The organism is Bacillus methanolicus PB1 (genome assembly GCF_000262755.1).
Taxonomy (GTDB): Bacteria; Bacillota; Bacilli; order Bacillales; family Cytobacillaceae; genus Bacillus_Z; species Bacillus_Z methanolicus.
Genome location: NZ_AFEU01000001.1, coordinates 105,896 through 120,582 on the forward strand (window position 1 = coordinate 105,896; position 14,687 = coordinate 120,582).

At 39.6% G+C, this 14,687-nt stretch carries 12 protein-coding genes; 2 read left to right on the forward strand and 10 right to left on the reverse strand.

Going from position 1 to position 14,687, the window contains the following annotated elements:
- Positions 1-147: 147 nt before the first annotated feature.
- On the reverse strand, positions 148-1,602 hold the full coding sequence (gene zwf, locus PB1_RS00410; RefSeq protein WP_003350053.1) for a glucose-6-phosphate dehydrogenase: 1,455 nt from the start codon (positions 1,600-1,602) through the stop codon (positions 148-150).
- 371 nt (positions 1,603-1,973) lie between these two features.
- Here zwf and hxlA point away from each other — a divergent pair, with 371 nt between their 5' ends.
- Both hxlA and hxlB read left to right on the forward strand, forming a co-directional pair.
- A complete protein-coding gene (hxlA, locus tag PB1_RS00415; RefSeq protein ID WP_003350054.1) occupies positions 1,974-2,609 on the forward strand; it encodes a 3-hexulose-6-phosphate synthase in 636 nt (211 codons plus the stop codon).
- 5 nt (positions 2,610-2,614) lie between these two features.
- Positions 2,615-3,169 carry a 6-phospho-3-hexuloisomerase gene (hxlB, locus tag PB1_RS00420; RefSeq protein ID WP_003350055.1) on the forward strand — a complete coding sequence of 185 codons (555 nt, stop codon included), beginning with the start codon at positions 2,615-2,617 and terminating at the stop codon, positions 3,167-3,169.
- Between the two features lie 224 nt (positions 3,170-3,393).
- Here hxlB and PB1_RS00425 read toward each other — a convergent pair whose 3' ends face one another.
- From PB1_RS00425 to PB1_RS00465, 9 genes are all read right to left on the reverse strand, one after another.
- Positions 3,394-4,389, reverse strand: a complete 996-nt coding sequence (locus PB1_RS00425) for an LLM class flavin-dependent oxidoreductase (RefSeq protein ID WP_003350056.1) — start codon at positions 4,387-4,389, stop codon at positions 3,394-3,396.
- A 140-nt stretch (positions 4,390-4,529) separates the two neighbouring features.
- Positions 4,530-5,393 (reverse strand): SDR family oxidoreductase, encoded by an 864-nt coding sequence (locus PB1_RS00430; protein WP_003350057.1) that lies wholly within the window; start codon positions 5,391-5,393, stop codon positions 4,530-4,532.
- A gap of 308 nt (positions 5,394-5,701) precedes the next feature.
- Positions 5,702-7,582, reverse strand: coding sequence for a selenocysteine-specific translation elongation factor (gene selB, locus PB1_RS00435; RefSeq protein WP_155816359.1), 1,881 nt, complete (start codon positions 7,580-7,582; stop codon positions 5,702-5,704).
- Positions 7,583-7,706: 124 nt separating this feature from the next.
- Positions 7,707-8,516, reverse strand: a complete 810-nt coding sequence (coaW, locus tag PB1_RS00440) for a type II pantothenate kinase (RefSeq protein WP_003350059.1) — start codon at positions 8,514-8,516, stop codon at positions 7,707-7,709.
- 42 nt (positions 8,517-8,558) lie between these two features.
- Entirely contained in the window at positions 8,559-8,996 is a 438-nt protein-coding gene (locus PB1_RS00445; protein ID WP_003350060.1) for a DMT family transporter, read from the reverse strand.
- Between the two features lie 66 nt (positions 8,997-9,062).
- Entirely contained in the window at positions 9,063-9,743 is a 681-nt protein-coding gene (locus tag PB1_RS00450; RefSeq protein WP_003350061.1) for a Dph6-related ATP pyrophosphatase, read from the reverse strand.
- 89 nt (positions 9,744-9,832) lie between these two features.
- The gene (locus PB1_RS00455; protein ID WP_003350062.1) at positions 9,833-12,970 is read right to left on the reverse strand and encodes an AAA family ATPase; all 3,138 of its coding nucleotides are present in this window, start codon (positions 12,968-12,970) and stop codon (positions 9,833-9,835) included.
- Positions 12,967-14,112, reverse strand: coding sequence for an exonuclease SbcCD subunit D (locus PB1_RS00460; RefSeq protein WP_003350063.1), 1,146 nt, complete (start codon positions 14,110-14,112; stop codon positions 12,967-12,969). Before PB1_RS00460 ends, PB1_RS00455 begins: the two co-directional genes overlap by 4 nt.
- Positions 14,113-14,329: 217 nt before the next feature.
- Positions 14,330-14,530, reverse strand: a complete 201-nt coding sequence (locus PB1_RS00465; protein ID WP_003350065.1) for a cold-shock protein — start codon at positions 14,528-14,530, stop codon at positions 14,330-14,332.
- Positions 14,531-14,687 lie beyond the last annotated feature (157 nt).

A 14,687-nucleotide genomic window follows, 5' to 3' on the forward strand; every position in this document is an offset into this window, starting at 1 on the left:
TCAACTTTTATTATGCTCAGCTGAACTTTATTTACTCAGTATCAGATTTGTTTCTCGATCCACTTTCTTTTAGTTTACATAATATTATTATTTTGAATAAATAAAGGATCCCCGATTAAAAAACGAGGATCCTTATTTATGATTTTTCTACCACCAATTAAATCCGTCCTCTTCCAATAATTTATGCGAAGCCTCCGGTCCCATCGAACCTGATGAATAATGATGGAGAGGAACGGTATTTTCTTCAAATGCTTCTAAAATAGGCTGAACCCACTTCCAAGATAATTCAACTTCTTTCCAGTGGGCAAAGTATGTTGAGTCGCCGCGCAAAGCATCGTATAGTAAAATCTCATAGGCTTCGGGGGCATCTTTCCGGCTAGCCGAAAAGTCGACTTGAACAGGTTCAATTTTTCCATCTAATGGATTCTTGCTATTTAATTGGAAAGAAACTCTTTCGTTAGGATTGATTTCGATGATTAAAAGATTTGGAACCGTTTTCATGTTTTCATTAATATATAATTCCTTCATCGGATTCTTGAATTCAATCACAATTTTTGTACACTTTTCCCTCATTCTTTTTCCCGTACGGATATAGAATGGCACACCGCTCCAAAAGGGAACATCAATCCATAATCGGGAAGCCACGAAAGTATCGGTCGTTGAAAGAGCTTCAACTCCTGGTTCTTCTCTGTATCCAACAACTGGTTCACCATTGACCTCCCCCGGGCCATATTGACCGCGAACAATATGCTTTGCTACATCTTCTTTCAATAATGGCCGAAGATATTCCATGACTCTTATCTTCTCATTTCTAATGTCTTTAGAACTGATTTGTTCAGGCATTTTCATGGCTGTCATCATCAACAATTGCAGCATATGATTTTGAAACATATCGCGAATTGCACCTGCTTGGTCATAATAACCCGCTCTCTCTTCAACCCCGACCGTCTCACTGGCCGTAATTTGTATATTGGCAATGTATTTGTTGTTCCATATTGCTTGAAGCACAGGATTGGCAAACTCCAGGGCTTCCAAGTTTTGCACCATCGGTTTACCGAGATAATGGTCAATCCGATAAATTTCATCTTCTTCAAAAACTTTTCTAAGTGTTTCGTTTAATTCTTGCGCAGATTTCAAATCATTCCCGAACGGTTTTTCGATCACAAGACGTTTCCACCCTTTTGTGGCGCCCAATCCGCTTTTTTTGATGTTCGAGGCAATCACACCAATAAATTCTGGAGCAACAGAAAGGTAAAACATTCGATTTTCCGGAATATTCAATTCTTCTTCGCGTTGTTTAACAAGTTCCAACAAATTTTTAAACCCTTCAGCATTATTTACATCTAGTCGGAAGAAACGAAATGCACTCAGAAACTCTTCCATTTTGGATGAATCAATGATGAAACGTCTGGAAAATGTCCTTATTGATTGCTCTATGCGCCTCTGAAATTCATCATTCGACCAATCTCTTCGCCCTAAGCCAATGACGGAAAATGATTGAGGCATTTTTTGATCCAGAAATAAATTATACAATGCAGGATAGATTTTCCTTTTAGCTAAATCCCCTGTCGCGCCAAACAAGACAAAGGTCATCGAATCCACTATTCATACCTCCAAATAAACATATGTTACGGCAAATATTAGTATAATATGTATATTTTTTATTTGTAAGTACGCACTTATTAATCTTATAGTTACAAATATATATATAGTATAAATAATATACTAATAAAATCTATGGAAAATGATGGATGATCCAGGTATTGTTTACATTTTCCATTGATATTTGCTCCTAATAGTATACTTTTTATACTATGTGTTAATAAAGTGCGTACTTTTTAAATAAAATATTAGATAGTATATTAACAGTGTGCAGGCAAAAGAAGGTATAGAATACACAATTGCTTGTACATTATAAGTTACATAAACGTAACATAAAAAAACTAAAAATTTTGAAAAGGAGTGTATAATTTATGCAACTACAATTAGCTCTAGATTTGGTAAACATCGAAGAAGCAAAGCAAGTAGTAAGTGAGGTACAGGAGTATGTCGATATCGTGGAAATCGGAACTCCGGTTATTAAAATTTGGGGTCTTCAAGCTGTAAAAGCGGTTAAAGACGCATTCCCTCATTTACAAGTTTTAGCTGACATGAAAACTATGGATGCTGCAGCATATGAAGTTGCTAAAGCAGCTGAGCATGGCGCTGATATCGTAACAATTCTTGCAGCAGCTGAAGATGTATCAATTAAAGGTGCTGTAGAAGAAGCGAAAAAACTTGGCAAAAAAATCCTTGTTGACATGATCGCAATTAAAAACCTAGAAGAGCGTGCAAAACAAGTGGATGAAATGGGCGTAGACTACATTTGCGTGCACGCTGGATACGATCTTCAAGCAGTAGGTAAAAACCCTCTAGAAGATCTTAAGAGAATTAAAGCTGTCGTGAAAAATGCAAAAACTGCTATTGCAGGCGGAATCAAATTAGAAACATTACCTGAAGTTATCAAAGCAGAACCGGATCTTGTCATTGTTGGCGGCGGTATTGCTAACCAAACTGATAAAAAAGCAGCAGCTGAAAAAATTAATAAATTAGTTAAACAAGGGTTATGATCAGCATGCTGACAACTGAATTTTTATCTGAAATCGTAAAAGAATTAAATAGTTCGGTTAACCAAATCGCCGATGAAGAAGCCGAAGCACTGGTAAACGGGATTCTTCAATCAAAAAAAGTATTTGTTGCCGGTGCAGGAAGATCCGGTTTTATGGCTAAATCCTTTGCGATGCGGATGATGCACATGGGAATTGATGCCTATGTCGTTGGCGAAACCGTAACTCCTAACTATGAAAAAGAGGACATTTTAATTATTGGATCCGGCTCAGGAGAAACAAAAGGCCTCGTTTCCATGGCTCAAAAAGCAAAAAGCATTGGCGGAACCATCGCGGCTGTTACTATTAACCCTGAATCAACCATTGGGCAATTGGCTGATATCGTTATTAAAATGCCAGGTTCGCCTAAAGACAAATCAGAAGCAAGGGAAACTATTCAACCAATGGGATCCCTTTTCGAGCAAACATTATTATTGTTCTATGATGCAGTCATTTTGAGATTCATGGAAAAAAAGGGCTTGGATACAAAAACAATGTATGGAAGACATGCAAATCTTGAGTAGGCCTGGAATTAAGAAAAGGAAAGACCCGAAAAACTTCGCGGTCTTTCCTTTTTATTTTTATAAAAATGTGCGGAGTTTTTTCTGAAGGCTCATGTATTGGAGCGAAAGCTTATAAATCATATATAGGAAAGAGGGCTAATATATCGACATAAAAGCTCATAAATCAGAAATAAGGCTCATATATCAAATTAAAGACTCGTTAACTTGAATAACGGCTCAAAGTTCTATAAAACTTCATTAGCAATCAGTTTATAAGATTGAATACGCTCTTCATAACTATGTGTAATGGTAATAATCATGATTTCGTCCGCTTCGTATAAAGTTTGTAATTCGATAAGCTGTTGCTTAACTTCGCGCGGATTACCAATCACCATTTTTTTTCTCATATTTTTGATTTTCTTTTTTTCATCGCTATTTAAAGAATACCGTTTTGCTTCTTCTATTGAAGGTACCCCTTGTCTTCCTTCACCTTTTTCAAGTTGTATTTCCCACAAAAGATTACTTAAGGCTATTTCCTCTGCTCTTTCTGTTGTTTCGGAACAAATGGCAGAAACTGCAACAATTGATTTAGGCCGTTGCAGCCTGTCATTTGCTTTAAAATTATTCATATAGTTTTTCATGATGCTCGGTCCTTCTTTTTCACTCATAAAGTGGCCGAATGCATACGCAGTTCCGGTTTCTGCTGCAAGTACTGCACTTTTTTCACTCGTTCCGAGAATCCAAGGTTCAGGCGAGATCTCGGGTTTCGGGGAAGCAGAAATTTTTGAAAACATATGATCAGAAGGAAAATCATTTTGTAAAAATTGGAGGAGATTATTGAAAGAATCAGGCATGTTCCGAACTTGTTCCAAAAAGTTATCTGAAAGAGCCATCGTAGCTTCAGCAGATCCTCCCGGAGCTCTGCCAATCCCTAAGTCAATGCGACCCGGAAATAAGGTTGCAAGCATATTAAAAGTTTCGGCAATCTTATAAGGTTTATAATGAGGGAGTAATACAGCTCCAGCTCCAATACGAATTTTTTCTGTGTTTGCCCCTATGTATCCTAACATGACTTCAGGGGCTGAACAAGCAAGTCCAGGGAGATCATGGTGCTCAGCTATCCAGTAACGAGTAAAGCCTAATTTTTCTCCAATTTGCGCAAGTTTCAATGATTCTTGCAATGCTTGCGCGGCTGTTGTTCCGGAAGAGATTGGGGATTGATCTAAAATACTTAATTTCATTGTGTAATTCCTTCTTTCTGAATGATAACGAACTTTACATTTTTTTAAGTGCAGAAGTACCTGCAGAAAAGGGGCTGACTCTATTGAAGGGGTCAGGCCCTTTACAATTAAGTCAGCCTCTTTTACAGAATAATGTTATTTTATCCTTGAAACGTTTGTTTCACAACTTCTTTAAGCGAAGTCGGGGTTCCAATTAGATTAGTTAGATCATCGGATGTTTTTGCCGTCTCACCTTCTGATACTGCATCATAAATACTTGCAGAAAGCTCAGCGACAGGTTCCGGCAGTCCGGCTTTTACGAGGTATTCCTTCATTTCATCAAATGCAATAGATCGATGCACAACCTTTTTGCCAGTAACTTCAGTGAGTATTTGTGCAAGTTCATCGAAGCTCCAAGGCTTTGGGTTTACGAGGTTGTAGTTTTTGTTTTCATGACCTTCCTCAGTGAGAACAGTTGCAGCAGCACGTGCAAGATCATTCCGAGTCACAGCATTAAGTCTTCCATTTCCTGCATTAGTAACTAATTCTCCACTCTCTATTGCTGCATTGAGCCCAGGATTGACAAAAACTTCAGTATAAAGGGAATTACGCAAGAATGTATAAGGAATATTCGTCGTACGAATTGCATATTCCGTAGCCATATGGACGAATGCAAGAGGCACTTGAGATTGTTCACCAAAGGCATACCCAGTATAGGCAATATATTTTATCCCCGCATCTCTTGCTGCTTGAACGACATTCGCATGTTGGCGGACACGAAGGGTATTATCAGAATCCGGGCTTGAGATAAAGAGCACCTTTGAAGCTCCTTCAAACGATTTCTTCATAGACTCCATATCCATATAATCCCCATGGCGAACTTCCACGCCAAGATCGGCAAGTTTTGAAGCTTTCTCCACATTTCGAACACTTGCAATAATTTCATTCGCAGGCACTTTTTTAAGAAGATGTTCAATAACAAGACCTCCTAAAATGCCTGTAGCTCCTGTCACAACCATTGACATAGATTATCCTTCCTTTCAAATAAATTCTCAAGAAGTTTTAGCTGTAACACAATCAGTTACAACCATATAAAAAAAATATTGAGCAGCTAATTACTACTCATTTCCCTTCTCGATGTAACCATTATAGTTTCAACAGAAAAAGAAAGTCAAGGAAAATACATTAGGGGGTCATTCGCCCGCCGCTTTAATACTTTAACGCATTAATCGAATGAGGGTTAGGCCCGCATCGCTTTAACGCGTTAAAAGATTGAGGGCCTGACCCGCATCGCTTTAACGCGTTAAACTAATAAGGGGGCCAGACCCCTTTCTTATTGCCATATTCGTTTGTTCTCGACTCGTTTTGTGAATCCGAGTGCGTCGAGGCGTTCAAGGAATGGAATCATATATTTCCGCGATAAATTTAATACTTCTTTCGCATCTCCTATTTCAAAATCTGTTCCGGTGTGTTCTTTAAGCCTTTTTACTGCTTCTTTGAAATGACCGCTATGCCAATAATAATGATCATCGAGCGGTACGATAAACCCCTGTTCTTCTAAGTGCTTTTTCAAGTCTTCAGCAAGGCTGTCAGGAATGCCGGCTCCCGCAATATAATCCGTTAAATAACGAACCTTTAAGCCATCAGTTTTCAATTCCTCAAGCATATTCTCTACCCGATTTTGCCAATTTTCCGGTATATGAGGTACGAACTCTCCGAGAAATACAAATTGCCCGCGGCGGCCGAACAAACCGCTTTCAACTCCCCTTTCCAGCACATGCTTTATTAATGTACGAGGATAAGTTTTTTGCAGCATATGCAGCAATTCAGCTTTATTTACCCCTTGCTTCATCGGAGACACTGCGTGAAATTCTTTCAAACGGCCGTAAATTTCATCTTCAATTGCATTGACAAATGACGCTAACGTATATTCTTTTCCGTTATAAATGACAAATGTTTCGTCTTCCAGCACATGTATTAACGTTTCTTCATCAAGGGAAGTCTCCTTCAAAAGCTCCTGTAACCCGGCACTTATTGACTCGGTTAAAACTCTTATTACTCGTTCTTTAGGAGTTCCTTCCTTCTTTTTTTCAAGCTCTTCAACTGTTTTCATTCTAAACCGATACTGTTTCCCGTTTGGATCAATGACCCAGCCGCCGCCGATTGTTTCCTGCGGGCTCGGCCGCCTTAAAATAAATCGGTCGCCCCGTTTCGCAACAATCTCTTCATCTAGCAGTAGTTGACAAAGAACTTCGCCTTTTTCCTCCTTTAGTTCGTTCCGGTCAAAGAAAACAATTCGTCCCATTACTTCAGCCGTACAGATATGGCATTTGATCAGTGTTCTTTGCTTCACTTCATATTCAAGGTTTTCCACAATTCGAATCGCCACATCAATCGTTTTTGTCACGGTGAAATGCTCTGAAGTTACAAGAACATCTCCCCGTTCTAAATCTTCCTTTGAGACCCCGGAAAGGTTAATGGCCGCACGCTGCCCTGCAAATACTTTTTCGGCAGGCTGGTGATGCACTTGAATCTGGCGGGCGCGAACTTCAATTCCCTTCGGCAGAATTATTAAAGACTGTCCTTCTTCAACAGTGCCTTCATAAACCGTACCCCTTACCACCGTTCCCTGGCCTTTTACGGTAAAAACCTGGTCAATAGGAAGGCGGAAAGATCCTTTTGCATCCCTTGTTTCTTGTTTTTTTAACGTATGAATTATCAAACTTTTCAGCTCATCAATCCCTTTTTTCGACAGGCTGTCAACCAATACGAACGGAAAATTTTCAAAAACAGTCCCTTTTAACTCTTCTAAAATATCATCTTTGACAAGGTCAATAAACTCTTCCTCAACCCGGTCAATTTTGGTGATCGCAACAATCCCATTGCTGATTCCGAGAAAACCAAGTATATCCAAATGCTCCTGCGTTTGCGGCATGACGCCTTCATCAGCTGCCACAACAAGGATAACTAAATCAATCCCGGCAACCCCGGCGATCATTTGGCGGATAAACCGCTCATGACCGGGAACATCGATAACGGATATTTGAATTTCTCCATCATCATATAAAGGTGCAAAACCAAGTTCAATGGAGATTTGCCGCTCTTTTTCCTCTTTCAGACGGTCGGTGTCAACGTTTGTAAGAGCTTTCGTTAGTGATGTTTTGCCGTGATCGATATGCCCTGCCATTCCAATTGTAAAAAACCTTTTATTCAATGGCTCCACCTTCTTTATTTTTTCTGAAAAAATAAGACGATCTCGAAAAGATCGCCTTTTAAGTATTTCATCATGTTCAATACACACTATTATAGCATTCACCGCACTAATCTAACAAAAAGATTTACAATTGCAAGAGCGCACCGAGCGAACCGGCATATTCGCCATGATCCAAAAACACATGATCGATTCCCACCATCTTTTTGTAGGAAGAAAGGCATTGTTTTAGCGGTTCATTCCCAGCGAGAGTGCTCCCGATATAAACAAGGCGATCCGCACCATGGGCTGATACTGCCTGCATGCTCAATAAAACAAGGGTTTCCCCGATTATGTTGATAACAGCAGCTGCCTTATCCTCTTTAGAACTATTTGGATTGATAACACCCTTCGCAAAATTGCTTGCAGTTAAGTTTCCGTCAATTGGCGGTTCCTGCGGAAAATAAATGTCTTTGACTAATAAATCAACATTCCCTTTATTTCCATTAGACGCTAATTCAACCAGTTTGGAAAAATCCGTTTCGCCTGTGAGCAAAGCACCAAGTCCCATCAACGTTCCGCCGCCGATTCCACTCCCAAAAATCCGAGTGTAATTGTTTTTTTCTGCGACAAACCATGAAGTTCCTGTTCCGATATTTACAATAATCAATTTCTTGGTAGTATCGATTTCGGCCTCTTTTAATAAGAACATGGCTCCCTCACAAGTTGAATCGAATTCGGGAACAATCTTGCCTTCAGGGAAAAATTGATCCTTCATAATAGCGGCTTTTCCCCCTGTCAAAGCCACTGCTGCATTTGGCGCAACTATTTTCAGCCATTCGAGAGCAGATGCAAGCTCTCTAATCGGATATTTATTGTAATGAAAGACGCCGCTTTCTTCATAAGTGATTTTCACTAAAGAACCACCGGCATCAATCCCAACTTTTTTGATATTCATTCTTGTCCCCCTAGATGGTAAAATCCCTTACATTATAATTATTTATTTATTGAAATGAAATAACAATATAGATCCGAAAAGCATGAAAATAGCGAGTATCTTTTTAAAATCAAGCGGCATTTTGATACCGCCGAACAAGCCGAAATGGTCAATAACCGCACCAATCAGCAGCTGTCCTGCTATGACAGTAATCAATGCCGGCGCCACGCCTATTTTTGGAACAACAAGAACCATGATAAAAACATATAAAGCCCCAAGTAAACCGCCGACCAGCTGCCATTTTGGAACATTAGATACGGCAGAGATATTCCCTTTTCCGAAAAAAATCACGACAAAAAATAATGCGAGGGTACCGATTACAAAAGAAATAAATGCCCCTTCAACTGCGCCGACTTTTTTCCCAAGTCCGCCATTAATGACAGCTTGCAAACCGATTGCGATTCCCCCAAGCAGTGCAAAAAATGAAAACAGCCATTTCATTTATGATTTCTCCCCTTTTTCATACAAAGTCCGCTCATTAACACAGCCCCCGTTAAATGCTTATATTCAATTTTTATATATTAAGACTCCATCTTCTAATTCAAGCCTGGTCGAATGGTCGTGAGAAATGACTTCTCCATCTCTTACTTTGATTTTTTTCTTAAATAACGGACCATCATAAACAAACGTATGATATTCACCCGCTTCCCCCATCGGGCAAACATTCTTCTTCACGATGTCATGGAGGAACCGGTCATTTACCTCTCTTCCGAGCCAAGAATCTTCCAGCATATCTTTCCGCACTCTGATCACTTTTGCTTTATAGCCTGAATGTATAAATGCTTCTAAAGCATGAAGCGCTTCCGATTGTTTCATCCACAACGGATAGATCGGCTCTAAACCGCTTGCGTTCGCCGTTTTTCCCCCCCACTCGCGGTGTTCATCCAAATAAAGATCACCAAATGCAATGCCTTCTAAATTGTACTTTGTTTTAAGCATTTTTAAAGATTCTATGAAACTTTCGGTATAACTTTCAAAGGTGCATTCGATAAAATGAACAGGGACATCCAATGCTTCTCCTTGGAGCTTAATTAATTCCCTTTTTTCCCCGTGGCCGAACGTCCGCCCCATTTCTCTCGAAACCGTCGTAACGAAACAGGCAATTTTATAACCTTGCTTTACAAGCTTGTCTAACGCCATACATCCATCTTTTCCGCCGCTCCAGGAAAGAGCAATATTTTTACACATTTTATCACCTCTGTATTCAACATTAAAATTCGGAATAGAATAACAGAGCACGCTCGATTTGAAGCATTTGCGTGCTCTTGTATCTTTACTTAATTGACAAACTGAAATTTGGTCGTGCTGCCGCTCTGGGTTGAAATGACTTCCAGTCTCGCGTCGATCCGTTCTTTCAGCTCGGGTACGTGGGAAATGATACCGACAAGCCGGCCGCTGTTCTGAATATCAATCAAAGCCTCAATTGCCTGATCTAAAGATTCTGGATCAAGCGTCCCAAACCCTTCATCAATAAACATGGTTTCTAATGAGACTCCTCCGGCATAATTTTGAACAACATCAGCAAGTCCGAGTGCAAGCGAAAGGGCTGCCTTAAAACTTTCTCCGCCGGAAAGTGTTTTTACATGGCGTTCTCGGCCTGTATATTGGTCAAAAACAAGAAGCTCAAGTCCGCTTTGTACATTTCCCTTTGAACGGTCGGTTTTTCTTAGGAGCTGATAGCGGCCGCTTGTCATTTTGGCCAGTCGAATATTTGCTTCTCTTAAAATATCATCTAAAAAGGCCGCTAATACATATCTTTCAAATGTGATCCGGTACGTATTTTGTCCCCGTGAAATATCATATAAGTGTCCGATGATTTTATACCGTTCTTCAAGGACCTTTATTTCCTCGTTGATATTTAAAACTTTTTTCAATATTTCTTCGTTATCCCTCTTTTTCATTAAGAGATTCATATATCGTTCCTGTAATTCTTTTATTTGATCGTTTAATTGATTCAATTCGTTTGATAAACCGTCTACGTCAGGTTCTTTTACATCCTTTAACATTTCTGACAGTTCAAGGCATCGATCGTTGACAGACCGGTACTGTTCCCGATACGTTCGAACCTCAAGCTCCAGTTTCTTGATTTCGGTTTCCGATCTTATCGCCTCGCTATACTCCTTATATGTAGGAAACCCTTGTCCAATCATGCTGTTTTTAAAAGATTCTCTTTCAGCCGCCAATTTTATCTCTGTTTCAGCTACTTGCTTTTTCACTGTTTCATAGCGGGCATTTTCGGTCGCATACTTTTCCTTCACATTTTGGAACTGCTGTTGTGCCTGTTCCAGCCTTCTTTGCAGTTCGTCTCTCCGGTTCAATGCACGTTGAAGCTCTGTTTCAAACTTTCCTTCTGATCGAAGTTGTTCGGGTATGCTATCCATCAGTCTTGTCAGATTCGTTTTCTTTTCAGTGAATTGAATTGTGATCTCATGAACCTTTGATGAATACTGTTGAATCTCCGCTTGAAATTTTGCCTTCTTTTCTTCGCATTGCTCCAGTTCAGTGATTATTTGTACAAGCTTTTGCTGCTGCTCTTTTAGGCGCTGCTGGCTTTCAGTCAGCTTTTTTCTTTTCGATTCGAATGAAAGTTTTACTGCTTCCAGCTGTTCACTCTGAAAGTCCGGGATTTCATGAATGATTTCTGAAAGTTGTTCTTGAACAGAGTGTTCTAATGATTGAACTTGTGATTTTATTTCAAACAAGGCCGACTCAGCTGTTGATTTTTCTTTTTCAAGGAGAAGAGCCTGCTGCTTTGCTGCCTTTATATCTGTTTCTTCAGGTATCACATCTTGAGCGAATGCTGCCGGGTTCGGATGGTGTTCGGATCCGCAAACGGGACAAGCTTTGCCGGGCGCAAGTTGTCCGGCGAGCACCGCCGCCTGTCCATGTAGCCATTTTTCCTCTAAATACTCTGTCAAGTCTTTTGCATCTTGATACCGTGCATTTGCATGTTCATACGCCGCATTTTTTTCCTTTAACAATGCAACTGATTTTTCATAACGTTTTGCCAGCAGTTCATACTTATTCAGCCGTTTCCATGTGGCCTCCAGCTTTTCAAGTTTTCTTTCATTTTCGATATAAAAAAGCTGATTTTTTTCATATTCTTGTTTTTCCATATTCAGATTTTTAATCTGTTCTTCTGTCTTTAATAGAAGGTTTTCTGCTGTCTGCTTGTCCATTTTTGCCTGATCTAAAAGATAATGCAATTGATTTGCTTCCTTCTCAATGACAGAAAACGAGCGGACATCTGTTTCAATATTTTGCAGGCGATTTACGAGATTAGAAGCTTCTAAACGTTCTTGTTCACGTTCTTTTTCCGTTTGAAGTTCAGCTTCTTTAGCTGTTAACTCTATACCGATTGATTGCACATTCGAATGGATCTTCTCCATCTCTTGTACGAGTTGATCTAAATCGTTTTTTAATCTGCGGCAAAGCTGCTCTTGTTGGGAAAGCAATGCTGCTTTCAAGGCAAGTGTTATTTCCTGCTCTTTTTTTTCAAACAGCTCTTTTTGAGATTCCAATTCGTTCATTCGTGCCTTTAAATCCTCCAACGATTGAAGCTGTTTCGCGATCGTTTGAGCCTCATACAATTTTTGCTGAAGTTTGTCCCGTTCCGTTTGTTTTTCCCTTCCTTCTTTTTCTAAATGCTCAAGACTTTTATCCATCATATTAATCTCATCAGTCAATAACGGGATTATCAGTGCGTCATTCACACTGTCAGCTTCGACATACTCTTTTAACCCCTGACTGTTAACTGCATGAATCGATCGAAGAACGCGTTCGCGCTGCAAGATATGATCTTCCACTTTGTTTTTCAGCTCAAGTGCTTCTTCTTTCAATTTTTCTTCAATTTTTTTATAAATTTCCGTGTGGAACAATCGTTGAAGAATCACTTCTTTTTCTTTGCTGTCAGAAGTGAGCAGCTTCCGGAATTCTCCTTGAGGGATCATGACAATTTGCCGGAACTGGTTTGAGTCAATTTGCATGATTTCTTTTATTTTTTCATCAACTTCACGGATATTTGAAGCAATTAGCTGTTTTTCCCCTTTTTCGTTGTAAACATATAATTCGGCTTTTGCGCCGATTGCAGTATACCCATCACCCCGTTCCTTTCGTTTTTCCTGCTGTGGTGAGCGTATAATGTGGTATGTCTTTTGCCTTAAGGAAAATTCGAGCGAAACTTCTGTTAAGACATCATCTTTGGCAAACTGGCTTCTGAGTTCATGACCGCTCCGGTCTTCACCGCTTGCTTTCCCGTATATGGCATAACTGATTCCATCAAAGATTGTCGTTTTTCCCGAACCGGTTTTTCCAGAAATGACAAACATCGTTCTGTTTCCTAATAATGTAAAATCAATCGTTTCCGTTCCGGCATAAGGGCCGAACGCTTGCATTGTCAGTTTCAAAGGCCTCATCGCGCCCCCTCCTCTTTCAGAGCTTTTTCAATTACGTCTGCCATAATCTCTTTTTTATCCTGTGTAAACTCTGAGGTGGTCATCTCGTGATAAAATTGCGCAAACAAATCAAGTTCTGATTTTTTCTCTTCTTTAATTGAAATAAACGTTTTTTTTGTTTTTGCGTCTGTTAACTCCAACTTTCTTTCAAGATGAAGAACATTTGGGTAGACTTGGCGCAGTTTATTGATTGGATCGATGAGAGCCCCTTCATCAAGCAATGTAACTTTTAAATAGTCATTGCACGATTGTTTTTCGTAGAAAGCCGGGTCAAGCAGCTCCTCCAGGTACCCTTCGATTTCCCTCAAATCCTGCTTTGGCTTGAGCGATTTATAGCGGATTGTAAAAGATCCGTTTCCTTCCATTTCAATAATGGATACAGACTTTTTTTGGTTGGCTTCGGAAAAAGAATATTTAAGAAGAGACCCGGAATATTTTATTTTCTCGTGTTGAAGCGCATCCGGACTATGAAGATGGCCGAGAGCCGCATATGAAAAAGATTCAAACAATTCAGCCCCGACACAGCCTGAACCCCCGACCGACAATGCTCGTTCTGAATCAGACGTTTTTCCTCCCAATACAAAAGCATGTCCAACAAAAACATTTGGTTCATTTGTATTCATCGTCTCTTCCATTTTGCCGATCAATGCCTTCATGGCATCGTGGTGGGAATGGATCGTATCATCTTGGAGGAGCTGGCGTACAATACCGGGCTCAGCATAAGGAGCAAGATAAAAATTAACGCCGTTAATATGTATTGGCTGAAAATCATTCGTTAGTTTGCCTGTCAAGTAAAATTGGCTTTGCCGATACCAGGAGCTTCCAAAAGACAGCCTTTCAGCACTGTCATGATTGCCCGCAACAGCCACAACAGGTGTTTTTAAATCAACATTTATTTTAAACAATATTTCATCTAACAGCTCTACTGCGCTTGTGGGAGGGACAGAGCGGTCATAAAGATCTCCAGCAATCACAACTGCATCCGGTTTTTCTTCTTCAACAAGCTCTACAAACTGGCGAAGCACCTCCCGCTGGTCTTCTGTCATATATATCCCGTGCACTAATTTTCCTAAATGCCAGTCTGCTGTATGTATAAATTTCACGACTGCCACCTCTCATTCTCTCATTTATCAATGTTATTATTATAGCAAAACGGAAGAACATAAAACGTAAACAAAAACAGCGAAAGGAACATTTGTTCCTTTTATTATAGCAAACAAATGGAAACATCTACCTCAAATTAGCCTTTTGACAAACATTTGCTTAAAAAAATTAAAACAGCCCAGCCAAAAATGGCTGAGCTGTTGAAGTCCGTCTTCATTATTTTTTTACAACGTTTGAAGCTTGAGGTCCGCGAGCACCTTCAACCACTTCAAATGTAACTTCTTGGCCTTCTTCTAAAGTTTTAAAACCTTCAGATTGGATTGCAGAGTAATGTACGAATACGTCGTTTCCATCTTCTGCTTCGATGAATCCGAAACCTTTTTCAGAGTTAAACCATTTTACTTTACCATTTTTCATTAAAAAAAATCCTCCTATTGGCTTTCGAAAAAACCATGTGTTAATTTTTAACCTGTTTACAACGTATAGCTTTCCTTACATTACTCATCCAATCGTTTGTAACATTGAATAAGCTTATTGCAAAAATCTAAACAGTTGCAAAGGCTGATTTAAATTT